Source organism: Bifidobacterium sp. W8110 (assembly GCF_016101375.1).
Lineage (GTDB): Bacteria > Actinomycetota > Actinomycetes > Actinomycetales > Bifidobacteriaceae > Bombiscardovia > Bombiscardovia asteroides.
This window is the reverse complement of the sequence record NZ_JACFQO010000002.1, coordinates 299493-323119: the sequence shown is the minus strand read 5'-3', so window position 1 is coordinate 323119 and position 23627 is coordinate 299493. Positions and strand designations below refer to the sequence as shown.

The following is a 23627-nucleotide window of genomic DNA, read 5'->3' as shown; positions in this document are numbered from 1 at the left end:
TCGTTAAGATCGCGCTGGCCCTCAACCTTTATCACAGCAGCCGAATCCGCGAGGCCGGATCATCCGGCCCGAGCGGACCTGCAGCTACCGGCCGTGCGGGCACTCACTGGTTGGAGTGCTGATCCTCCGAAGAGGAGAAGGTGGCCGAACCAGGCTGCTGGGACGGCTTCTGATCGGAGCCACTTCCATCGGCTGCATCCGAGGATCCCGCGCCCGTGGCAGCCGTCTGATCGCCGGCCGCAGCTGACGGATCCTGCACGTTGGGGGTGTCCAGATGGCTCTGGCCGCCCTGGTCGTTGAGGAAGTCGTCCGGGTTGAAGTCGTCGCCCAGCTTCAGGTCCCCGAAGTCGATGTTGGAGAAGTCCACATCGTTCAGGTCGGCGTCGCTCAGATCCACGTCGCCGCCGCCCAGACCGAAGTTGGGATAGATGGTGTCGCGGATGGCCTTGTCGGGCTCAACGGTGGCGTTGCGGTACCTGGCCAGGCCGGTGCCGGCCGGAATCAGCTTGCCGATGATCACGTTCTCCTTGAGGCCCTTCAGGTCGTCGACCTTCTGGTTCAGGGCGGCCTCGGTGAGCACGCGGGTCGTCTCCTGGAAGGAGGCGGCCGACAGCCAGGAGTCGGTGGCCAGGGAGGCCTTGGTGATGCCCATGAGCTCAGGACGTCCCGCGGCCGGCTTGCCACCGGCCTTGACGGCCTTCATGTTGGCGGCCTTGAACTTGGCCTGGTCGACCAGCTCGCCGGGCAGCAGGTCGGTGTCGCCCGAATCGATGACCGTGACGCGGCGGAGCATCTGGTGGACGATGACCTCGATGTGCTTGTCGTGGATGTCCACGCCCTGGGAGCGGTAGACCGTGTGCACCTCGTTGACGATGTTCACCTGGGCGGCGCGCGGGCCGAGGATGCGCAGGATCTTCTTGGGATCCACGGAGCCCTCGATCAGCTGGGTGCCGGCCTCGACGTGCTGTCCGTCCTTGACCATCATGGGCGCACGGCGGGTGACCGGGTAGGTCAGCGCCTCCACAGAGGTGTCGTCCGGGGTCAGGGTCACCTGACGACCGCGATCGGTGTCCTCCACCTTGACGGTGCCGGGGAACTCCGCGATGGGAGCCTCGCCCTTGGGGGTACGGGCCTCGAAGAGCTCGGTGACACGGGGAAGACCCTGGGTGATGTCGGAGGCCGAAGCCACGCCGCCGGAGTGGAAGGAACGCAGCGTCAGCTGGGTGCCGGGCTCGCCGATGGACTGGGCGGCCACAATGCCCACGGCCTCACCCACATCCACCAGCTTGTTGGTGGCCAGGGACCAGCCGTAGCACTTGGCGCAAACCCCGCGGGTGGACTCGCAGGTCAGGACCGAGCGGGCCTTGACCTCCTCCACGCCGTGGGCGACCATGTCGCGAAGCACGTCCATGGACAGGGCGTCACCGCGCTTGTAGAGCACGGTCTTGCCATCCTTGGGGTCGATGACATCGGCGGCCAGGAGCCTGGAGTAGGGTCCGCCGTCGGCGGCCTTGACCAGGACCAGGTTGCCCTGCTCGTCGCGTTCGGCCACTTTCATTGTCAGACCGCGCATGGTGCCGCAGTCCTCCTCGCGCACGATCACATCCTGGGAGACGTCGACCAGACGACGGGTCAGGTAGCCCGACTCGGCGGTGCGCAGTGCGGTGTCGGCCAGACCCTTGCGGGCGCCGTGCTGGGAGATGAAGTACTCCAGCACCGACAGGCCGTCGTGGTAGTTGGACTTGACCGGTCGAGGGATGATCTCGCCCTTGGGGTTGGCCACCAGGCCTCGCATACCGGCGATCTGGCGAATCTGCATCCAGTTGCCTCGCGCCCCGGACTGAACCATGATGTTCACGTTGTTGTCCGGAGTGAAGTGCTCCTGCATGGCGTCAGCCACCTTGTCGGTGCACTCGGTCCACAGGTTGATCAGCTCCTGACGGCGCTCCTCGTCGGTCAGCAGACCCATGTCGTACTGGGAGTTGACCTTGGCGGCCTGCCCCTGGTACTCGTTGACGATCTCGCTGCGCTCGGGCGGCACCACGATGTCGGAGAAGGCCATGGTCACGCCGGACCACTGGGCCCGGGTGAAGCCCAGATCCTTCAGGGCATCCAGGGTGGCCGCGACCTGGGCGGTCGAGTACCGGGTGGCGATGTCGTCCACGATGCCGGACAGCTTGCCCTTGGGCACCTGCTCGTTGATGAAGGGGTAGTCCACAGGCAGCGTCCGGTTGAACAGGACCCGCCCGTAGTTGGTGGCGAAGAGCCTGGAGCCGTCCTTGAAGACCTCCTCCTTGACCACGTCGGGGCTGCCGGGCTCGGGGTCGACGACCTTGAGGTCGCCTGGCTCCCAGTTCTTGGGCATGACGAAGTCGGCGGGCACCCGAAGCAGGATCTTGGCCTGCATGTCGATCTCACCCAGGTCCAGGGCCATCCGGGCCTCGGCCAGGCTGGAGAAGATCCGGCCCTGGCCCTTGGCGCCGTCAACCACGGTGGTCAGGTAGTACAGACCCAGAATCATGTCCTGGGAGGGCATGGTTACCGTGTGGCCGTCGGCGGGCTTGAGGATGTTGTCGGAGGCCAGCATGAGCGAGCGGGCCTCAGCCTGGGCCTCTGCCGACAGGGGCAGGTGGACCGCCATCTGGTCGCCGTCGAAGTCGGCGTTGAAGGCCGCGCAGGCCAGCGGGGGCAGGTGGATGGCCTTGCCCTCGACCAGGATGGGCTCAAAGGCCTGGATGCCCAGACGGTGCAGCGTAGGCGCACGGTTGAGCAGGACGGGATGCTCGGAGATGACCTCCTCCAGCACGCCCCAGACCTCGGGGTCGCCGCGGTCGACCAGCCGCTTGGCGCTCTTCATGTTCTGCGCGTAGTTGAGGTCCACCAGCCGCTTGATGACGAAGGGCTTGAAGAGCTCCAGGGCCATGGGCTTGGGCAGGCCGCACTGGTGCATGCGCAGGGAGGGCCCGACCACGATCACGGAACGGCCGGAGTAGTCCACACGCTTGCCCAGCAGGTTCTGACGGAAGCGGCCCTGCTTGCCCTTGAGCATATCCGCCAAGGACTTCAGGGGGCGGTTGGAGGCTCCGGTAACGGGGCGACCACGGCGGCCGTTGTCGAAGAGGGAGTCCACGGCCTCCTGGAGCATGCGCTTCTCGTTGTTGAGCATGATCTCGGGGGCGCCCAGCTCGATCAGGCGCTTGAGCCTGTTGTTGCGGTTGATGACGCGCCGATAGAGGTCGTTCAGGTCGGAGGTGGCGAAGCGGCCGCCGTCCAGCTGCACCATGGGGCGCAGGTCGGGCGGGATGACCGGGACGACGTCCAGGACCATGGCCTCGGGCTTGTTGCCGGTGTTCAGGAAGGCGGAGACCACCTTGAGCCGCTTGAGGGCACGGGCCTTGCGCTGGCCGGAGCCGGTGTCGATCTCGTGACGGAGCTCCTTGGCGGCACCCTCCAGGTCGAAGTCCTGCAGGCGCTTCTTGATGGCCTCGGCGCCCATGCAGCCCTCGAAGTAGTCACCGTAGCGGTCCTGCATCTCCCGCCACAGATCCACGTCACCCTCCATGTCGCCGGGCTTCAGGGTCTTGAAGCGGTCGAAGACGGCTGTGATCCTCTGAATCTGGTCATCGTAGCGCTTGCGGATGGCGGTCATGTCCCGCTCGGCCCCGTTGCGCAGACGTGCCTTCATGGAACCCTTGACCTCGTCGGTCTTCTCCAGCTCGGCCAGGTCCTCTTCCAGCTTCTTGGCGCGCTTGTCGATCTCCAGGTCGCGCTTCTTCTCCAGCTGGTTGATCTCGTTGTCGAACTCGTCCTGCAGGTCGGGCAGATCCTTGTGGCGCTGCTCCTCATCCACCTTGGTGACCATGTAGGCCGCGAAGTAGATGACCTTCTCCAGGTCCTTGGGCGCGATGTCCAGCAGGTATCCCAGCCGGGAGGGCACGCCCTTGAAGAACCAGATGTGGGTAACGGGGGCGGCCAGCTCGATGTGGCCCATACGCTCGCGGCGGACGCGGGAGCGGGTGACCTCCACGCCGCAGCGCTCGCAGACGATCCCCTTGAAGCGCACGCGCTTGTACTTGCCGCAGGCGCATTCCCAGTCACGGGTGGGTCCGAAGATCTGCTCGCCGAACAGGCCGTCCTTCTCGGGCTTCAAGGTACGGTAGTTGATGGTTTCGGGTTTCTTGACCTCGCCATAGCTCCAGCCGCGGATGTCGTCGGCCGTGGCCAGTCCGATTCTCAGTTTGTCAAATGCATTGACGTCCAGCACTCTGTGTCCTGTCTCTGATCTTGTAACTGCTCTGAAGTTTGCCTCTTGGCGGGATGCCCGTCAGTCGGGCATCCCTGTGACTGGTGGTTCAGCGGTACTCCGGCTCGGGAGCGGACTGGTCGGCCTTGGCGGAAGCGTCCGGGCGGGCGCCGATGTTGAAGCCCAGGTCGTCGGAGGCGGCGCTCGGGTCGTCGTCCTCATCCTTCATCTCGATCACGTTGCCTTCCGCGTTGAGCACCTCCACGTTCAAGGAGAGCGACTGCATCTCCTTGAGCAGCACCTTGAAGGATTCGGGGATGCCGGCCGCCGGCAGGTTCTCCCCGCGCACGATGGCTCCGTAGGCCCGGACGCGGCCGTCCACGTCGTCGGACTTGGTTGTCATCATCTCGTGCAGGGTGTAGGCGGCGCCGTAGGCCTCCAGGGCCCAGACCTCCATCTCGCCGAAGCGCTGGCCGCCGAACTGGGCCTTGCCGCCCAGGGGCTGCTGGGTGATCATGGAGTAGGGGCCGGTGGACCGGGCATGGATCTTGTCGTCCACCAGGTGGTGGAGCTTGAGCATGTACATGTAGCCCACGGAGATGGGCTTGGTGAAGGGCTCGCCGGTGCGGCCGTCGTAGAGCACGGCCTTGCCGTCGTCGCCCACCAGGCGCTCGCCGTCACGGTTGGGCAGGGTGGTCTTGAGCAGACCGTTCAAGGCATCCTCACGCACACCGTCGAAGACCGGGGTGGCCACTGCGGTGCCGGGCTCGGCCTTCTCTGCACCTGCCGGGATGTGCTTCTTCCACTCGGCCTCCAGGTCGGGATCCAGGCTGATGTCCCAGCCGGAGTGGGCAATCCACCCCAGGTGGAGCTCCAGGACCTGGCCCAGGTTCATACGGGAGGGCACGCCCAGGGGGTTGAGCATGATGTCGATGGGGGTGCCATCGGCCATGAAAGGCATATCCTCCTCGGGCAGAATCCTCGAGATGACGCCCTTGTTGCCGTGACGGCCGGAGAGCTTGTCGCCCTGGGTGATCTTGCGGTGTTGGGCGATGTAGACCCGGATCATCCGGTTGACGCCGTTGGGCAGCTCGTCGCCGTCCTCCTCGGCATCCTCGCGGGTGACCTCCTTGACCTCGATGACCGTGCCGGTCTCGCCGTGGGGCACCCGCAGGCTGGTGTCGCGCACCTCGCGGCTCTTCTCGCCGAAGATGGCCCGCAGGAGCCGCTCCTCGGGGGTCAGCTCGGTCTCGCCCTTGGGGGTGACCTTGCCGACCAGGATGTCCCCGGCCTCGACCTCGGCGCCGATGCGGATGATGCCGCGCTCGTCCAGGTTGGCCACCGCATCCTCGCCCACGTTGGGCAGGTCACGGGTGATCTCCTCGGCGCCCAGCTTGGTCTCCCGGGCGTCGGTCTCGTACTCCTCGATGTGGATGGAGCTCAGGGTGTCGTCCTGGACCAGCCGCTGGGAGATGATGACGGCGTCCTCGTAGTTGTAGCCGTTCCAGGGCATGAAGGCCACCAGGACGTTCTTGCCCAGGGCCATCTCGCCCTTCTGGGTGGCTGGGCCGTCAGCCAGGACAGTACCGGCCTCGACCCGCTCCCCGTCCTTGATCAGGGGAACCTGGTTGTAGCAGGTGGTCTGGTTGGACCGCTGGAACTTGGCCAGCTTGTAGGAGGACTGGGTGCCGTCGTCATTCATGACGCGGATGATGTCGGCGGAGACGTAGGTGACCACGCCCGGCTTCTCGGCCAGGATGACATCGCCCGAGTCGATTGCGGAACGCCACTCGGAGCCCGTGCCCACCAGGGGACGCTCGGACTTGACCAGGGGGACGGCCTGACGCTGCATGTTGGTGCCCATCAGTGCTCGGTGGCCCTCGTCGTGCTCCAGGAACGGAATCAGGGAGGCACCCACCGAAACCATCTGCCGGGGGGAGACATCCATCAGGTCCACCTGGGAGACGGGCACATCCTTGGCCTCGGCCTCGGCGTCACGCACCAGGGCCTCGTCCTCGACGAAGTGTCCGGTCTCGTCGATCTCCTGGTTGGCCTGGGCGATGGTGTGCTCGGACTCCTGGTCGGCGGTCATGTAGACCACGTCGTCGGTCACCTGGCCATCAATGACCTTGCGGTAGGGGGTCTCGATGAAGCCGAAGGGGTTGACCCGGGCGAAGGTGGCCAGGGAGCCGATCAGGCCGATGTTGGGGCCTTCAGGGGACTCGATGGGGCACATGCGTCCGTAGTGGGAGGGGTGCACGTCGCGCACCTCCATGGAGGCACGGTCGCGGGACAGACCGCCGGGGCCCAGGGCCGAGAGACGGCGCTTGTTGGTCACGCCGGCCAGCGGGTTGTTCTGATCCATGAACTGGCTCAGCTGGGAGGTTCCGAAGAACTCCTTGATGGTGGCGTTGACCGGGCGGATGTTGATCAGGGACTGCGGGGTGATGGCCTCGGCATCCTGTGTGGTCATCCTCTCGCGGACCACACGCTCCATACGGCTCAGACCGGTGCGCAGCTGGTTCTGGATCAGCTCGCCCACCTGGCGGATGCGACGGTTGCCGAAGTGGTCGATGTCGTCCACGTCCACCCGTAGCTCGATGTCCTGGCCGTCGCGGCGGCCGGGGAAGGTCTGCCCGCCGGCATGCAGGGTCACCAGGTACTTCAGGGTGGCGATGATGTCCTCGGGGTGCAGGCTGCGGTCGTTGAAGTCGGCCTCAAGACCCAGCTTGCGGTTGATCTTGTAGCGGCCGACCCGGGCAAGGTCGTAGCGCTTGGTGTTGAAATAGAAGGAATCCAGCAGGTTGCGGCCGGCCTCGGGAGAGGCGGTGTCCGCAGGCCGGATCTTGCGGTAGAGGTCGGTCAGGGCCTCGTCCTGGGTCTCGATGGTCTCCTTCTCCAGGGCGTCCAGCACCAGCGGGTAACCCTTGAAGGCCTTTCGGATCTGCGGCTTGGTCATTCCGATGGCCATGAGGAAGACGATGGCGGACTGCTTGCGCTTGCGGTCCACGCGCACGCCCAGCACATCGCGCTTGTCGATCTCGAACTCCAGCCAGGCACCACGGCTGGGGATGATCTTGGCCCCGAAGACCTCCTTGTCGGAGTTGCGGTCCTGGGTGCGGTCGAAGTAGACGCCGGGAGAGCGGACCAGCTGGGAGACGATGACGCGCTCCGAGCCGCCGATGATGAAGGTGCCGTGGGGGGTCTGCAGCGGGAAGTCGCCCATGAAGACGGTCTGGGACTTGATCTCGCCGGTGTCCCCGTTCTCGAACTCGGCGTTCACGTACAGGGGGGCGGAGTAGGTGTAGTCCTTCTCCTTGCACTCCTGAACCGTGTGCCGGGGCTCCTCGAAGTAGGGATCCGAGAAGGTCAGGCTCATGGTCTGGGCGAAGTTCTCAATGGGCGAGATCTCCTGGAAGACCTCATCCAGGCCGGAGACGGGAGCCACGGTATGGGTCCCGTTGACCTGATCCTCTTCGACCCTCTTCTTCCAGCGGTCATTGCCGACCAGCCAGTCGAAGCTATCGGTCTGCACGCCCAGGAGGTAGGGTACCTCGATGGGTTCACGGATGGATCCGAAATTGACACGATCGGTGGCCTTGTGCAGTTTGATGTCGTGTTCGTCAGCGCGTGCCTGCGTGGCGGTGGTACTACTTACAGCTTTATTGGCAGCCAAAATGGACGTTCCTTATCGCTCGCCGTACTCGATCATTCCTGTTACCCCAGGGAGATGCCGAATGGCCGCCATATGCCTATTCGCGGGCACCTCCTCGATGATGCATGCCCGCTATATGACACACCTCATGCAAAGACAAAACTATAGCAGACAAGAACCCTAAACACAATCGGCGTGTCGTCTTGGAAAAGCTGCTATTGAACCATGACCGGCACTTGCTGGGAGACTACGTGCGAATCGGCCTTGAGCACCAGCTTGGCCTGATAGGAGCCGGCCTTGACCCAAGGCAGCTCCTGGTCGGGCTGGCAGCTCTCCTGGCTCCTGTCGGCATGCCAGGTGATGGTCTGCACATCCTTGTCGCCGGTGGCCATGAGCAGGGTGCGCGCCCCCACCGGGCAGGCATCGGAGCGCCAGACGGTATCCTGGCCGCTGGTGATGACCAGCACCCGGCCTCCGTCGGAACCGTCCACCAGGCATGAGCCCGTTCCCTTGTGCCGGATGGTCGCCGTGAAGTCGATGGATCCGCCGACCTCAGTGCTGGGATCGGGCGCAGCCAGCTCCAGCGCCAGGTCCCCTTTGCCACAGTCAGGGGCTCCTGAGGAACGCTTCCTGCCGGCATCCTTCTTCTGATCTTTGCCCTGCCTGTCCTTGTCTTTGGATTTCGTCTTTGCGGACTGCTGGGCGCTGGTAGAGGCACCCTGGCCCCCATCGCCTCCGCGCAGGGCTCTGATGCCGGCCCCCACGCCCCAGACCAGGCCAGCACAGACCAGCAGGAAGAGCACCGCCAGCAGGGCGGCCGCGATCCTCCGGCGACGGTACATCCGCCGTTTCTTCTCGCTCATGCGTCGCTTGGCCATACTTCTCCAGTCTAATCGCCAGGGCGGCCTTCACCGTGGCAGACTCAGGCTGCCGTCCTGGCCGATCTCCAGAAGACCGTCCTCGTCCAGGGAGGCGACGCACCGATCAAGTCGGATTTCGTCGTCGCACAGGGGTTTCAGGTCTTTCCTGGCGACAGGTGCGCCCGAAGCCCGCCGCAGGGCCTGAAGAATTGCACCGCGGACCTGCCGGTCGGTGCCTGCGAAACGCTGCCGGGGCCTGGTCCTGCCCGCGCCTAGACCTGGCAGCCCAGCCTTGAGAAAGCGGCAATGGCCGGCCAGGGGACAGATGTCACAGGCCGGCTTGCGAGCTATGCAGACCGTGGCGCCCAGCTCCATGACAGCCTGGTTCCATCGTGCCGAGGGCGGCTCCCGCCAGGCTGCCGACCGAACCTGCGGATCAGCCAGCCCCAAACGGTCACTATCTTCCTGAGCACCGCTGTCCTGGGCGTCGACAGCCTCGGTTCCCTCGTCCTCGGGCAGGACCTGCCAGGCCAGCTGGCGCTCCTCACGGCTGGCAGCGCCCCCGGTGGATTCGCGCCCCAGGAATACCCTGGACAGCACCCTGCGGATGTTGGTGTCGATGACGGCAATCCTCTCGCCGTAGGCAAAGCTCATGACAGCGCTGGCCGTGTAGTCGCCGATGCCGGGCAGGGCCACCAGCTGGTCGTAATCCCGGGGCAGCCGGTCTGCATACTGGCCGGCCACCTGCTGCGCACACTCCTGCAGGCGCAGGGCTCGGCGCGGGTAGCCCAGCCGGCCCCAGGCCGTGATGACCTCGGCCTTGGGTGCGCCAGCCAGGGAGGCCGCATCCGGCCATACCTTCATCCAGGCCGTCCAGTAGGGCACCACCCGGCTCATCTGGGTCTGTTGGCTCATGACCTCGGAGACCAGTACCCCCCAGGGCGTGGTTCGTCCAAAGCGCCAGGGCAGGTCGCGGGCATATCGGCTCCACCAGTCGAACAGCCGCAGGCGGATGGGCTCAATCTCCACCAAGGCCGCTTCCGTGTTCTCCATGGTCACACCGCCCTTCGCCATCCGATTCCGTCTCATTCAACCGCCGTATTTTGCCCGACGGTGCCGACCGACACTGCCTCACCTGTCGTTTGGCGACGGTAGGTTGGCCTCATGAACAGGCAGGAGCAGGAGCAGTCAGGCGACCCGTCGAAGGCTGTCGAAAGCATGTACGAGTACGGATACCGCAAATCGAACTATGGTCCCGATGAGCTGGTCACCGACGCACACGGCAATCCCATCTCCGTGGTGGACGCCATGATGAAGGCCGATCAGGCCAGTCGGGTGAAGACCTCCACACCCCACCTGTGCTACTACTCGCCACGAATCCCCGGCAACACCGGCTCGGCCATCCGCCTGTGCGCCGTGACCGGCACCATCCTGCACCTGATAGAGCCCCTGGGCTTCAACCTCAAAGACACCAAGCTGCGCCGCGCCGGCCTGGACTACCACGACATGGCCCATGTGGTCCTGCACCCGGACTTCGACGACCTTGTTCGCTCCATGCCCGGCAGCCGGATCATCGCCTTCACCGCCCACGCCGACAAACTCTATACCGAGGTCAGCTACCGGCCCGACGACATCCTCCTGTTCGGACCCGAGCCCGGCGACATCCCCGACCCCATGGAGATCATGGCCGGCCCTCACGTGGCCGAACAGGTCAGGCTGCCCATGCGGCCCAGTCTGCGCAGCCTGAACCTGACCAACTGCGCCTCCATCGCCATCTACGAGGCCTGGCGGCAGCTGGGATTCCAAGGCGGTCGCTGAACACCGCGAGCGCGCTCAATTCTTGAAACTGTGAATGGGCGCCGGGATATGTCCGCCTCGGTTGACGAAGTCGGCACAGGAGCGGGTATTGACAGGCACGACCGGCCCACCACCCATGAGCCCGCCGAACTCGGCCCACTCACCCACCTGCTTGCCAATGACAGGAATGACCCTGACTGCGGTGGTCTTCTGATTGATCATGCCGATGGCCGCCTCGTCGGCGATAAGGCCGGAGATGGATTCGGCGGAAGTGTCCCCAGGGATGGGAATCATATCCAGCCCCACCGAGCAGACGCAGGTCATGGCCTCAAGCTTCTCCAGGGTCAGACTCCCCTCTTGTGCAGCTTGGATCATGGCGGCGTCCTCGGACACGGGAATGAAGGCCCCGGACAGCCCGCCCACCGAGCTGGAAGCCATGATGCCGCCCTTCTTGACCTGATCGTTGAGGATGGCCAGGGCCGCTGTGGTCCCGGGTGCGCCCACCTGCTCCAGGCCCATGGTCTGTAGGACTTCGCCCACCGAGTCCCCCACCGCTGGGGTGGGGGCCAGGGACAGGTCGATGATCCCGAAGGGCACGTCCAGGCGACGGCTGGCCTCCTGGGCCACCAGCTGCCCCACCCGGGTGATCTTGAAGGCCGTCCTCTTGATGGTCTCGCAGAGCTGCCCGAAGTCCGCTCCCCTTGCTGATTCCAAGGCGGTCTTGACCACGCCGGGACCGGAGACCCCCACGTTGATGACGGCCGATCCCTGGCTGACCCCATGGAAACCACCGGCCATGAAAGGGTTGTCGTCCGGAGCGTTGCAGAAGACCACCAGCTTGGTGCAGCCGGAGCTGTCCGAGTCGGCGGTGCTCTCGGCAGTGGCCTTGACGACCCGTCCCATCAGAGCTACGGCATCCATGTCGATACCGGTCCTGGTGGAGCCCACGTTGACGCTGGCGCAGACCCGTTCCGTCTGGCTCAGGGCCCTGGGCAGTGACTTGATCAGCAGCCGTTCGGCCGGGGTCATGCCCTTGCCGACCAGGGCCGAATAGCCACCAATCAGGTTGACACCGACCTCCTGGGCCGAACGGTCCAGGACCTTGGCCACGGCTACATAGTCTTCCACGGAATGGCAGGCTCCGGCGGCCACCAGTGAGATAGGGGTGACGGTGATGCGCTTGTTGACGATGGGAATGCCGTACTCGCGGGCGATGGAGTCCCCAGTGGACACCAGGTCGCCGGCCAGGGAGACGATCTTGCGATGGATGTTCCGACAGAGCATGTCCACATCCCCGCTCACACAATCCAGCAGGCTGATGCCCATGGTGATGGTGCGCACGTCCAGGCGCTCCCGGTCGATCATGTCGTTGGTCTCCAGGACCTCGTCGCGTGTGATCATGGCCGCCTCCTTAGACCCGGTGCATCCTGGTGAAGATCTCCTCGCGCTGACAGCGGATGGAGACTCCGATATCCTCTCCCAGGGATTCCATCCGCTGGCTCAGTGCATCGAAATCATCCCGGCAGGCGGTGCAGTCAACAATCATCATCATGGTGAAGAAGCCGTCCAGAATGGTCTGCGAAATATCCAGCACATTGACACCCTGCTGGGAGAGGTCTGTGCAGACCTTGCCGATGATGCCTATGGCATCCTTGCCCACCACCGTGATGATCGCCTTGTCCATGGCCGTCCTCCTCATCCACCTCGCCCTTGACCGGAGCCCGCGAAAACCGGGACCCCGCTCCCCCAGCTTAGAGGAGCGCCGGGAGAAGCAGGGTCGTAGGGGTCTACAGACTGGTTCAGGATTCGCGGGTGGCCGCCGAGGAGGGCAGGGCGATCAGGGCCCTGGGGGCCTTGAATCCCTTGGAAGCGAACCGTTCGGCGATGTCACGGGCGAGATCGGAGCCCTTGCCGGCATCTGCCAGGGCGATGATGGATCCGCCGAACCCGCCGCCGGTCATACGAGCTCCGTAGGCCCCACCCTGACGTGCTGTGTCCACGGCCTCGTCCAGCTCCGGGCAGGTGACCTCGTAGTCATCCCTCAGGGAGTCATGGGAGGCGTTGATCAGGCGGCCGGCCAGGACGTAATCGCACCTGCCGAAAGCCTGGATGAAGCGGTCCACCCGTCCTATCTCGCTGATGACATGGCGGACCCGCCGACGCATGGTCTCATCGGGCAGTTGCTCAAGCAGCGCAGCCAGGGCGGATGGCGGATCAGCGGCGCCATTGACCTGGTCTGCCGCCTGGCGCAGGTTGGCCACCCCCAGCAAATGCACAGCCTGCTCGCAGGTGGCCCGACGCTGATCGTATTGGCCATCATTGAGCTGGTGCTGGGCCCTGGTGTCGACGACCAGCAGCTCCAGGCCCGCAGCCCGCAGGTCAAAGGGAACCTGGCGCACGTTGCTCATGGCATCCAGCTCCGGCCGGCAGTCCAGCCGCAGGGCGCAGCCGGATCGACACCGCATGGCGGCGCTCTGATCCATGCCGCCGGTTGATGCGCCGGCCATATCGTTCTCAGCCGTGATGGCGGCCTGAATCAGCCTGACCCGGCCACCCTCGTCGCCGCCCAGACCCAGACCGAACAGGTCATCCAGGGCCAGGGCCACTGCACAGGTCATGGCGGCCGAGGAGCTCAACCCGGACCCCACGGGCACACAGGAGGCCAGGGCCAGGTCGAACCCTCGAACCTGGGGGAAGCCATCCCGCCGCAGAGCCCAAGCCACGCCGACCGGATAGGCCGCCCAGCCGCTCACCCCACGGGCCTGAAGCCCATCCAGGTCAGCCTGGACCGGGTTCTCCGGATCCATGGTGGAGACCAGACGCACCCGACTGTCCGTCCTGGGACTGGCGGCCACATAGGTGCGAGTGGGCAGGGCGATGGGCAGGCAGAGCCCGGCGTTGTAATCCGTATGCTCGCCAATCAGATTGACCCGGCCGGGGGCACTCCAGACGCCCTGGGGGTCCCCGCCATAGACCTTCCGGAAGAGCTCTCGGGCCTTGGTGGCCCCTTGGCCGTCAGCACCCTGGGTCCAGGGCTGTATGAATTCCACTGTCCTCGTCATTGATTCTCTCCATTCTCCAGGTCCAGGGGTCCCAGCTGGCGGAATCGGTCAGCGATGCGCTCAGGGGTGGTGTCAGACACCCATGCAGCCATGCCTGACTCGGACCCTGCAAGATACTTGATTTTGTCCACGGCACGACGGAAGGAGAAGAACTGCAGGTTGAGCCGGTAGTCCTCCCGCCGCGAATCGTGCAGCGGGGCCTGATGCCAGGCGGCGATGTAGGGCAGATCCATTCCCTTGCCGTCGCCCTTGTCGAAGAAGGCGTTGCCCCGCTTGAGCAGGGTGGAATACATGACGGCCAGATCCCAGCGCTCCTGGTCGTTGAGCTGGTCCAGGCTCAGGATCCCGTCGCGCACGGGGGCCATATGGACCTCCAGGGGCCAGCGGGCGGCGGCGGGCACATAGGCCACCCAGGTGGCGTTGCGGAAGACAATGCGTCGACCGGAGTCCAGCTCGGCCCTGAGGATGTCCGCCAGGAGGTTGCCGCCGGTGCGTTCGCGGTAGGCGGCGCACTGCTTCAGCTCCTGCTCCAGCCGGGGGGCGATGAAGGGGTAGCAGTAGATCTGACCGTGGGGGTGGGCCAGGGAGACGCCGATCTCCTGGCCATGGTTCTCGAAGGGGAAGATCTGTTCGATGCCCTCCATGGTCGAGATCTCAGCAGTGCGGAAGGCCCAGGCCTCAACCACCGTCCGCAGACGGGAGACCGGCAGATCGGCAGGCAATGCGTGCTCATCAGGGTCGAAGCAGACCACCTCACAGCGTCCGTTGGCCTCGCGCACCGGCCATAGGGGGTTGCCGTCCACCAGTGAAGGCTGGTCGGCTGCCTGCGTATCGGGCACCTGCATCATGGAGGGGAAACGGTTCTCAAAGACCGCCACGTTGTAGTCCACATCGGGGATCTCCCCATCCTGGTAGGGGTCTCCGGGCTTTCTGGCGGCCAGGGGGTTGCCCTTGGCGGTGGCCTGCGGACCGGCGGTGATGGGCCGGTTCATCCGAGCCGTGGCCATGGGGATCCAGTCTCCGGTCAGAGGATCACGGCGCATCTGCGGCGGCTGGAAGGGCACCGTCCTGCCCTCCTGATCCTGATGGGGGGCGAACCGGTCGGTCAGCGGACGAGGGTCATCCAGACGCCTGGTCTTGCGGCCGGAGACATACTCAGGATCGTCATCCAAGTAGAAGAACCGGCGCCCGTCGGCCAGCCGGGTGGGGGTGATACGGATATGCTCCCTGGCGTAGTCGCCGGGAACATACCGCTGGGGGATATACTGCTCTGACTTCATGCTGCTCCTTCATCGTCCGTGATGATTGACAATCCATGGCAACCTGCTATGACAACCTGCGCACCCTTGAACAACTGGCTGATCATTGAGCCTGGACCGCTTCCCCGGCACCCGCCTTGGCTTCGGGTCCGTCGGAGTCCCCGTCTTGAGCCTGGCCTTCCTCGGGGTTGACCGGCACCAAAACCAGCCGCTTGACCAGGGACCGGGTGGCCTCCGCCGACTCCTGGTCCAGCTGGTCGTCGGTGATGACGGTGTCCACCTGGTCGAATGAGGCAAACAGGGACAGGGAGGTGCAGCTCCACTTGGTATGGTCGGTCAGGATGATGGTCCGGTCGGCAATGTCCATCAGCGCCATATCCGTGGCCGCCTCCAGGGAGTTGGGCATCAGGAAGCCACGCGGTATGGAGACCGAGTGGGTCCCCAGAAAGACCGTATTGACCCTCAGGGAGGCGATGACCTTATCCGCAATGGGGCCGACCAGGGAGTTGGACCGGGTGATGACGCCGCCGGTGACGATGACCTCCACGTCCTTGCTCTCCATGGCCTGGACCAGCTCGGCCACGGGGATGGAATTGGTCAGCAGGGTCACGCCGGCGCACTGACGGCTCTCCAGAAGGTGCTGGGCGAAGACGTAGGCCGTGGTCCCGCCCCCGATGGCGATGACGTCGCCCGGGGAGACATAGTCGATGGCGCGCCGGGCGATGGTGTCCTTGAGACCCATGTCCATCTGTGACTTGACCGAGAAGAGCGGCTCGGCCAGTAGCGAGCTCGTCGTGACGGCCCCTCCATGGACTCTCTTGAGCAGGCCCTTGTCCGCCAGGTCGGCAATGTCACGGCGGATGGTCATGGCGGAGACGCCCAGCTCCTTGGAAAGGGCGGTAATGCGGACTGCGCCACGAGTACGCAACCGGTTCAATATCAGGTGTTGGCGTTGTGACGATATCATTCGAACATTATCGCACACATTCGCCCAAATTGGCAAGCCGGCCATCGGACAGTGGTCGCTGTTCCAAAGCGGGGCGGAAAAATCGACATCCCTGCCATGCTTGGACCATTCTTCCATACACCTGAAGCCTGCCGGAGCTCCTACGGAAATCCAATCACCAAGGCGTAATTTGTTCTGTAAAATCCCAATAAGGACCTTTGGGGTCGCTCATAAAAACGAACACAAAGGGGATGCAATGTCAGTTTCGACGAATCAACCGTTCAAGTCCCCACAGAGTCACTTGCGCCATGGCCTCCAGAACGATCCCAGCATCCATCTTCGAGCTACCACGAACTCGCTCCACGAAGACTATAGGCACTTCGACTACGCTAACGCCCATGGCCTGGACCCGACGCAGCATATCCACCTGGAAGACGTAGCCGCTGGATCGGACCCTTCCCAGATCGATCCGCCTCAGCACGTCCGCTCGATAGACCCGCAGGCCGGCAGTCATGTCCCTTACTGAGGATCCCAATACGGTGCGGGCATACCAGGATCCCGCACGCGAGATCAGGTTCCGATACCAGGGCCAATGCTTTGTGCGGCCTCCGCGCACCCGGCGCGAACCGATGACCAGACCCGGATGCGCCTCACCTTGGGCCACCGCCAGCATCCTGGCCAGATCCTGGGGCCGATGGGAGCCGTCCATGTCCATCTCGCAGATCAGGTCATAGCCATGCTCCAGCGACCAACGGAACCCCTGCACGTAGGCTGGACCCAGCCCACGGCGGGCATGGCGATGGATGACATGCACGCGAGGATTGCTCCTGGCCATATCCTCGGCCTTGGCGCCGGTGCCGTCCGGCGAGTTGTCGTCGACGACCAGGACATCGACTTCCGGGCAGCAGGCCAACAGCTGTGGAAGGGTCACCCCGATATTGTCAGCCTCTTGATACGTAGGCATGACCACAATGGTCCCTGCTCCCCCACCAACAACGTCCATGGCCGCTCTCAGCGTGCGATGCCGTAGGCCCCGCGCCGGTACGGCTCAGGGTAGGGGGTCTGCTGAGCGGACAGCCCCAGTTTGTAGGCGGCCCTGAGCGGCCAGTAGGGGTCACGCAGGCTGGCTCTCCCGATCTCCACCGCATCGGCCAGACCCTTGCGCACAATCCGGTCGGCCTGCCTGGGCTTGGTGATCAGCCCCACCGCCGTAGTGGGAATCAGCGCCTGGCTGCGCACCTGGTAGGAGAAGGGCACCTGATAGTTGGGAGCGGCGGGAATCTTCACGCCGGGCAGCAGGCCCCCGGTGGAGACGTCGATCAGGTCCACCCCGTGCAGCTTGAGCACCTTGGCAGTGTGGATGGTCTCGTCCAGACCCCACCCGCCGGTGGCCCAGTCGGTGGCGGACATGCGCACCAGCAGGGGCATGCCCGAGGGAATGACCTCGCGCACGGCATCGGTCACCTGGATCAGCAGGTGCATCCTGCCGGACAGATCGCCACCGTATTCATCGTCGCGTCGGTTGACCAGGGGATCGAGGAATTCTGAGAGCAGGTAGCCATGGGCGGCATGCAGCTCCACTCCCAGGAAGCCGGCCCGAACGGCTCGCATGGCAGCGGAACGGAAGTCAGCCACAATGGAGGTTATCTGAGCCCGGGAGAGCTGGACCGGCACAGCCATCCTCCCAAAGGCGATGGGGCTGGGGCCCACAGGTTGCCAGCCGCCCTCGGCCACAGGCACGGTGGCATTGATGTAGCCCATGGAGGAGCATCCGGAGGAACCCTTGCGCCCCGAGTGGTTGAGCTGGACGATGGGCACTGCCCCGGCGGCCTTGACATCCCGAACGATGCCCTGCCAGGCCCTGGCCTGCTCGTCGTTCCACAGTCCCACATCACAGGGTGAGATACGTCCCTGGGGATTGACGGCCGTGGCCTCCCCGATGACGACTCCGAAGCCGCCCAAGGCCCGAGACACATAGTGCTGATAGTGGAAGTTGGTAGGAATCCCGTCGTGCCGCAGGGCCGAATAGGTGTCCATGGGGGGCATCCAGATCCTGTTGCGGATATGCTGGTCGCGAAGTTCCATGGGCTGGAAGAGTGCAGGCAGGGCCGTCTCCCGCCTTTTTCCCGATTTTGACAACCTGGACTTTTTGGCTCTTTTGCCCTTCTTGCCCCTCTTGGATGATTTGATCGGCTTGGCGGCATTGCCGGCTTTCTTCTTTCCGTCGGCCTGATCGGTCCCAGCGGACCAGATCGGTTTGGACACATCCAACCTGCCAGAACCGCTGACCGGCCCCGGCATTGCCTGATCGTCGTTGACCCGGCCGTCGGCCCGAGGGGCCTTGTCATCCAGCTCTGAATATTCCTGGACCATCAGTTCCTGCCTCTCCCGGCGGGCGGCCGCAACCCCACGTGGTCCGCCCGTTGACGAATCCCTAATGGCCTCCATTGTAGGCACAGGCCCTGGTCCTCCGGCGAATCCACAGTCTGGAATCGGTCCGGACCGGTCTCCTGGTTGCCTTGTTACTCCCTTTGGCTGTGACTATAGGTCTGCTGCTGTCCGCCCGAGGACTGTTGCCGGGACTGCTGAGATGGCTGAGACTGCTGGACCCCACCTGTGAAGCGGGGATCGGGATTGCCGTAGGAGTTGTCCGGCTGGATATTGGCTGCGGCCAGGTAGGTGTTCATGAAGTCCTTCCAGGCCGGGGCGGCGATGGATACGCCGTCCCAGATGTGGAAGGACCGTCCGTTGATGGTCTTGTTGTTGAAGGAGACCTGACCTTCCGCATTGCCCACGGTGACGAAGGCGGCCACCTGGGGGACGAATCCGCCGGTCAGCATGTACTTGTCCTCATGGGTGCCCGTCTTGGCGAAGGTCTTACGGCCCCCGTCCAGCTGGGCCACGGACGCCACGCCTCCGGGCTGGACCACGCCCTGGTTCATGGCATAGGCGGTGGTCTCGGCGATGCCCGGGTCGATGGCCTGATGACAGTTGGCCTTGGGCACCTTGATGGACCGATTGTTCTTGTCGACCACCTTGGTCATGGCGATGGGGCTGCAGGCCACGCCCTTGGCGGCGATGGTGGCGAAGACATTGGCCATGGTCAGTGGGGAAGCCTGGACCGCTCCGATGACCATAGGCGGCTGGAAGGTGTTGTCCGAGTGGATATCCATCTGGTCCTTGGGTGAATTGTGGTAGCCCATTTCCTTGGCCGTGTCCGCTATGCTGCACAGGCCGATCTGCTGGGCCATGGAGGCCTGGACGGTGTTGTGCGAGCGGATCAGGCCCTGCAGGGGGGTCTCCGGCGAGACGGTGCCGCCGCTTGCATTCTCCACATGCCAGTTGCCAGTGCCGAACCCGTAAGAGGTGCCGTCAGTCTCAGTGCAGGCGAATGTGGCCTGTGGGTAGTTGGTGGATGTGCGCAAGGGCTGGTTGATGGATTTGCCGGCCTTCATCCAGGCCACCAGATTGATAGGCTTCCAGGAGGAGCCCACGGGGAACCCCCAGCCGCCGCCGTCCTGCTGATCCACTGCATAATTGATTGCCGTGCGGGTGCCGCCGCCGGAGTTCTGGGTGGCGTCGTAAATGCGGTTGATGCCGAAGCCCAGGACCTCGCCTGTGCCCGGGCGAATGGCCGCCATCGTGACCTCGAACCCGGTCGGATCATCCACGGGGATGGTGTCCCGGGCCGCCTTCATGGCTGCGGCGTTGGCGTTGACATCCATTGTGGTGTAGATATCCAGACCACCCTCCTTGAGGAGCTTGTTGCGCTCCCCCTGGCTCTTGCCGAACTCCTTGGAGTTGAGGATTTGCTTGGTCACGTAGTCACAAAAGAAAGCCGCGTCCCCAGCCGCCTGGCAGCCGGCGTCCGCGGACTGCACATGCAGCATCTGATCCAGCGGCTTGGCCTTGTACTCGTCATACTGGCGCTGGCTGATGTAGTTTTCCTGCCTCATCAGATCCAGGACGATGTCCCGCTGCTCCTGGGAGGCCTTGAGATTGACTGTGGGGTCGAAGCGGGCGGGATTCTTGGTCACAGCGGCGATGGTGGCGGCCTCGCCCGGGTCAAGATCCTTGGCCGACTTGCTGAAGTAGCGCCTGGCTGCCGATTCAACCCCGTAGACGTTCGTGCCGAACTGGGCGATATTCAAATATCCTTGAAGAATCTCGGCCTTGGAGTACTTCTTCTCCATCTGCACCGCAATCAGCATCTCCCGCATCTTGCGGGCTATGGTCTCCTCCTGAGCATGATACGCGGCGATGGGGTCGTTGTTCTCCTCGGCCTGGCTCATGAGCACGTTCTTGACATACTGCTGGGTCAGGGAGGAGCCGCCCTGGGTGTCGCCCTGCTTGATGTAGGTCTGGATGAAGGCCCTGAGCACACCCTGGGTGTCCACGCCGGCATGCTCGAAGAAACGACGGTCCTCGCGGGCCACCACGGCTTTCTGCATGTAGTCGGAAACGTCCTTGATGGGCACCACGATCCTGTTCTGCACATAGAAGGTGGCGATGACCGTATGCCCGTCGGAGGCGTAGAGGCGGGACTGCTGGGGCAGATCGTTGACGTTGAAATCGATATTGTCCGTCTTCAGGGCAGGCATCAGATTCCTGGAGGCGGCGTTGATGCCGAAGACAGCGGGAGACAGGAAACCAGAGACGACCACGCCACCTGCGACGCAGAAGATGAGGTAAGCCAGCAGCAGCGTGAAGAAGCGCCTGACCGACATGGATTTCTTTTGTTCGGGCATGGTCTCCATCCTAGGCCGTCGGCTCTACCGGGTAGCGGCGTTCACATGCGCGAGCGTCGAATCAGCGGTCCAGGCTGGAAGATGATGATGGTGCGGCCCTTGCGAGAGATCCATCCCCGGTTTGAGAAGTCCATCAGGGCCTTGTTGACGGTCTCCCGTGAGGCGCCGACCAGCTGGGCCAGCTCCTCCTGAGTCAGATCGTAAGGGACCATCAGCCCCTGCTCGAAGGGTTCGCCGAAGCGTGTGGCCAGATCCAGCAGGGTCTTGGCCAGGCGGGCCGGCACATCCAGGAAGACCAGGTCGGAGATGCGCTCGTTGTCGGTCCGCAGACGGTGGGCCAGCACCTGAAGCATGTCCACAGCCACCTTGGGATGCTGGTTGAGCCAGTCGAAGAGGGTATCGTGGTCCAGAGCCGCCACCTTGGTCTTGTTGACCATGACCACGGCCGAGGCTGTACGCGGCCCACCGGAGGGGTCAAAAACGGGGATCTCGCCCAGGATCTCCCCGCGCCCGTGGATGCTGAGCAGCTGGATGCGGCGGTCGGGCGACTGGCGGACCAGCTTGACCCGTCCCTCCTCCAACAGATACATGCGGTGGTCGGTATCCCCCTGTCGAAAGACCGTGGACCCCTTGGCGTATGTGGTCTCGTGCATGGTGTCCAAAAGCTGGTCGGCGTCCTGCCTGGGCACTTGTTTGAATAGGGCGGTCTGCCTGAGGGCGTTCCCGTCATCGGGAATCTCATTGGGCTTGTGAACCGCCATACTCCGCACTCCTTTTCGCCATGTCTGGCGGGTCTGCACCGACTCACGCATGGTTGATGACCTCACGCCGGGTTCGACGCGACTGAGCACGATTATACCCACATACACCAACCCCCTTTCCCGGTCAGGCGATCTGGGCGGTCCACCCCCCGCGGCCGTAGCGCTGCCGAACCAGGGTTCGGGCCCGCTGCTCGACCTCGGGCGCTGGACTGGATATGCGCAGGTCCTCCACCAGGGAGGGCAGAGTGTCCAGAAGGGCATCGATCAGGGATTGACGGGACAGACTGGTCTGCCTGTCGATGGGGTCCACCCGGCTTCTGACCGAGGTCACGGCCTTGTCATGGAACTTCTCCGGGGCCACCTTGAGCACCTGGGCCATCAGCTCGGCATCCACCGAATAGGAAAGCGTGGTGTGGTGGAGCAGCCCGCCCGGTCCGCGAGCTCCTGAAGGCAGTCTGCGCTGGGCGGCGCCCCCCATCTTGCCCCGTGGGGAGGCGATGTCATTCATGCCCTGCCAACCGGCCTGAATCCCTTGCATACGCAAACCACGGACCAGCCAATAGTCGCAGATCCGATAGGAGTCGATCAGGTCGGCTCCTTTGACGAAGTCCAAGGGCAGATAGAGGGAATAGGTAATGGCCCGGTCCGGCTGAATGACCATGGTGCCACCGCCGGTGCAGCGGCGAACCAGAGTAAAGCCCAGACTGCGTGCCCGCTCGACGTGGACCTCTCGGCTCAGGGACTGGAAACGCCCCAGAATCACAGCCGGTGCAGACCAATTCCAGATGCGCAGGGTAGGCGGCAACCGGCCCTGGGCCACAGCGTCATTGAGAGCCTGGTCCATGGCCATCTGCATGACCGGCTGACGTGGACCGTCCCTGATCAGGTCCAGCTTGAGGCCAGACCAACGTCGGAGGCATTCGACCTCGTCCGGCTGCGACTGCCTGGAAAATGTCCGGTCAGGCGCTGACGACGGTTGATCGGACTCCCCTTGTCTTTGGATGACCATCTCAGCCGGCAGGGCACGTTCCAGCGCGGTCACCAGGGTCCATGGGGACACACCGACTACCCGCTGGCCATCCCCCTCCGCCATGACCCTGTCCAGCCTTTCCAGGGCCAGATCAGGATCCAGGGGCAACGGAAGGTCGCAGATTGCGGATTCCAGTCGGGATACTGCCCCATGATCTCCCTCTGGCTCCTGAGAAGCTGTCGGGGCTGGCTCCGTGAAGAAATCGCCGTCAACCCTGCAGGAGGCAATGGCCGGACGGGAGTCGGACCCTTGGCCCAGGGTCAGGGTTACGGCCGCCAGTTTGCCGCCCATCTGCTTGCCGACACCGCGCAGGCGGGCCGGATTCAATCCGTCAGCTCCCATCCGCGAGCATCACGATGCCAGAAGGAACCGGTTGAAGATGTCAGAATCAGGATGCCTTCGATCAGCCCCCAGATCACGGCTATGGTCGGCCCGATGAAGAAGAAGGGGAAGCCGATCAGGGTGAGCATGAGCTGAGCCACGCCACGGCCGGTCCTACCCAGGTAGAAGTTGCCCACGCCGAAGCAGCCCAGGAAGATGCTGAGCAGACCGGCTGCCAGCTTGCTGTGCGGGATGGGTGATATGGGATAGGGGCCTCTGCCGTTTGGCATGGCTCCGGGGTACCCGCCCTGGGGCATGACCGGGTAGGGCCAGGGCATGGAGGTCTGCGGCGGATACTGCCCTCCGGGATACTGATTGCCGGGATACTGGCCGGATGGGTATTGATTGCCCGGGTACCCGCTCGGTGGGTATTGGCCAGACGGATACTGGCCGGATGGGTATTGGCCGGGGTAGCCCGGTCCCGGCTGATAGGGCCTTTGGGGATTCTGACCGCCTGCATATTGTCCGCCGGAATACTGAGCGGGATATTGTTGACCGGCTGGATACCCGGCGGTCGGGTACTGATTAGGCCGATAAGGCCCTGCCTGATCGGCTCCAGGATATTGGCCGCCGTTCTGAGGGACGAACGGGTATCCGGCATTGGCCCTCTGCCCCGTAGGATATCCGCCTTGGGAATACTGACCGGCGGGATACGGATTCTGATTCCTGACGCCGGCATCATGACCAGCAGGACAGCCCGGAGCCTGCCGTTGACCGTCAGCTGCTCCGACAGGAGCATCCCCACCGGCAGGATCCCGATGCGCGGGCGGTACCTGCGGGGATGGGGATGGCCCGAAACCAGGATTCCCTGTCGGCGTATTGCTGGACTGCCGGTCGTCCGGCTGAGGGGCATCATCCATAGTCATAGCCTCCAGTCTAGCCTCC

The 23627-nt window shown here is 64.2% G+C and carries 16 protein-coding genes; 1 reads left to right on the top strand and 15 read right to left on the bottom strand.

Annotation, left to right across the window (positions count from 1 at the left end; genetic code table 11):
* Window positions 1–103: 103 nt before the first annotated feature.
* From H3T88_RS04495 to H3T88_RS04480, 4 genes are all read right to left on the bottom strand, one after another.
* Entirely contained in the window at window positions 104–4264 is a 4161-nt protein-coding gene (locus H3T88_RS04495; protein WP_015021441.1) for a DNA-directed RNA polymerase subunit beta', read from the bottom strand.
* 88 nt (window positions 4265–4352) lie between these two features.
* Complete coding sequence (gene rpoB, locus H3T88_RS04490) at window positions 4353–7919, bottom strand: DNA-directed RNA polymerase subunit beta (protein WP_015021440.1); 3567 nt, start codon at window positions 7917–7919, stop codon at window positions 4353–4355.
* Between the two features lie 194 nt (window positions 7920–8113).
* On the bottom strand, window positions 8114–8776 hold the full coding sequence (locus tag H3T88_RS04485; RefSeq protein WP_198203697.1) for a hypothetical protein: 663 nt from the start codon (window positions 8774–8776) through the stop codon (window positions 8114–8116).
* Window positions 8777–8806: 30 nt separating this feature from the next.
* Window positions 8807–9832: an A/G-specific adenine glycosylase gene (locus H3T88_RS04480; protein ID WP_198203696.1), complete on the bottom strand. Its 1026-nt coding sequence runs from the start codon at window positions 9830–9832 to the stop codon at window positions 8807–8809.
* A gap of 90 nt (window positions 9833–9922) precedes the next feature.
* Between H3T88_RS04480 and H3T88_RS04475 the strand changes: the two genes are divergently transcribed.
* Window positions 9923–10576 carry a tRNA (cytidine(34)-2'-O)-methyltransferase gene (locus tag H3T88_RS04475; protein ID WP_110416877.1) on the top strand — a complete coding sequence of 218 codons (654 nt, stop codon included), beginning with the start codon at window positions 9923–9925 and terminating at the stop codon, window positions 10574–10576.
* Between the two features lie 15 nt (window positions 10577–10591).
* Here the strand turns inward: H3T88_RS04475 and H3T88_RS04470 are convergent, their stop codons facing one another.
* From H3T88_RS04470 to H3T88_RS08710, 11 genes are all read right to left on the bottom strand, one after another.
* Entirely contained in the window at window positions 10592–11956 is a 1365-nt protein-coding gene (locus H3T88_RS04470; protein ID WP_110416876.1) for a PFL family protein, read from the bottom strand.
* Window positions 11957–11966: 10 nt separating this feature from the next.
* Window positions 11967–12239, bottom strand: coding sequence for an ACT domain-containing protein (locus H3T88_RS04465; RefSeq protein ID WP_015021435.1), 273 nt, complete (start codon window positions 12237–12239; stop codon window positions 11967–11969).
* A 115-nt stretch (window positions 12240–12354) separates the two neighbouring features.
* A complete protein-coding gene (gene galK / locus H3T88_RS04460) occupies window positions 12355–13617 on the bottom strand; it encodes a galactokinase (RefSeq protein ID WP_198203695.1) in 1263 nt (420 codons plus the stop codon).
* Window positions 13614–14897, bottom strand: coding sequence for a galactose-1-phosphate uridylyltransferase (gene galT / locus H3T88_RS04455; RefSeq protein WP_198203694.1), 1284 nt, complete (start codon window positions 14895–14897; stop codon window positions 13614–13616). Before galT ends, galK begins: the two co-directional genes overlap by 4 nt.
* An 82-nt stretch (window positions 14898–14979) precedes the next feature.
* The gene (locus tag H3T88_RS04450) at window positions 14980–15861 is read right to left on the bottom strand and encodes a DeoR/GlpR family DNA-binding transcription regulator (protein WP_332461012.1); all 882 of its coding nucleotides are present in this window, start codon (window positions 15859–15861) and stop codon (window positions 14980–14982) included.
* Between the two features lie 220 nt (window positions 15862–16081).
* On the bottom strand, window positions 16082–16786 hold the full coding sequence (locus tag H3T88_RS04445; protein ID WP_232347138.1) for a polyprenol monophosphomannose synthase: 705 nt from the start codon (window positions 16784–16786) through the stop codon (window positions 16082–16084).
* Window positions 16787–16833: 47 nt separating this feature from the next.
* Window positions 16834–18195, bottom strand: coding sequence for an NADH:flavin oxidoreductase/NADH oxidase (locus tag H3T88_RS04440; protein WP_198203691.1), 1362 nt, complete (start codon window positions 18193–18195; stop codon window positions 16834–16836).
* A gap of 149 nt (window positions 18196–18344) precedes the next feature.
* Window positions 18345–20570: a transglycosylase domain-containing protein gene (locus H3T88_RS04435; RefSeq protein WP_110416872.1), complete on the bottom strand. Its 2226-nt coding sequence runs from the start codon at window positions 20568–20570 to the stop codon at window positions 18345–18347.
* A 41-nt stretch (window positions 20571–20611) separates the two neighbouring features.
* Window positions 20612–21331 (bottom strand): Crp/Fnr family transcriptional regulator, encoded by a 720-nt coding sequence (locus H3T88_RS04430; protein WP_015021428.1) that lies wholly within the window; start codon window positions 21329–21331, stop codon window positions 20612–20614.
* Between the two features lie 124 nt (window positions 21332–21455).
* On the bottom strand, window positions 21456–22703 hold the full coding sequence (locus tag H3T88_RS04425; protein ID WP_198203690.1) for a lipoate--protein ligase family protein: 1248 nt from the start codon (window positions 22701–22703) through the stop codon (window positions 21456–21458).
* Window positions 22685–23608: a TM2 domain-containing protein gene (locus H3T88_RS08710; RefSeq protein WP_232347137.1), complete on the bottom strand. Its 924-nt coding sequence runs from the start codon at window positions 23606–23608 to the stop codon at window positions 22685–22687. Before H3T88_RS08710 ends, H3T88_RS04425 begins: the two co-directional genes overlap by 19 nt.
* Window positions 23609–23627: the final 19 nt, after the last annotated feature.

Coding starts and splice junctions, on each gene's coding strand:
- H3T88_RS04485 (WP_198203697.1), bottom strand. CDS start 8,776: ATGGCCAAGCGACGCATGAGCGAGAAGAAACGGCGGATGTACCGTCGC.
- H3T88_RS04480 (WP_198203696.1), bottom strand. CDS start 9,832: ATGGCGAAGGGCGGTGTGACCATGGAGAACACGGAAGCGGCCTTGGTG.
- H3T88_RS04475 (WP_110416877.1), top strand. CDS start 9,923: ATGAACAGGCAGGAGCAGGAGCAGTCAGGCGACCCGTCGAAGGCTGTC.
- H3T88_RS04470 (WP_110416876.1), bottom strand. CDS start 11,956: ATGATCACACGCGACGAGGTCCTGGAGACCAACGACATGATCGACCGG.
- H3T88_RS04465 (WP_015021435.1), bottom strand. CDS start 12,239: ATGGACAAGGCGATCATCACGGTGGTGGGCAAGGATGCCATAGGCATC.
- galK (WP_198203695.1), bottom strand. CDS start 13,617: ATGACGAGGACAGTGGAATTCATACAGCCCTGGACCCAGGGTGCTGAC.
- galT (WP_198203694.1), bottom strand. CDS start 14,897: ATGAAGTCAGAGCAGTATATCCCCCAGCGGTATGTTCCCGGCGACTAC.
- H3T88_RS04445 (WP_232347138.1), bottom strand. CDS start 16,786: ATGCCTACGTATCAAGAGGCTGACAATATCGGGGTGACCCTTCCACAG.
- H3T88_RS04440 (WP_198203691.1), bottom strand. CDS start 18,195: ATGGTCCAGGAATATTCAGAGCTGGATGACAAGGCCCCTCGGGCCGAC.
- H3T88_RS04435 (WP_110416872.1), bottom strand. CDS start 20,570: ATGCCCGAACAAAAGAAATCCATGTCGGTCAGGCGCTTCTTCACGCTG.
- H3T88_RS04430 (WP_015021428.1), bottom strand. CDS start 21,331: ATGGCGGTTCACAAGCCCAATGAGATTCCCGATGACGGGAACGCCCTC.
- H3T88_RS04425 (WP_198203690.1), bottom strand. CDS start 22,703: ATGGGAGCTGACGGATTGAATCCGGCCCGCCTGCGCGGTGTCGGCAAG.
- H3T88_RS08710 (WP_232347137.1), bottom strand. CDS start 23,608: ATGACTATGGATGATGCCCCTCAGCCGGACGACCGGCAGTCCAGCAAT.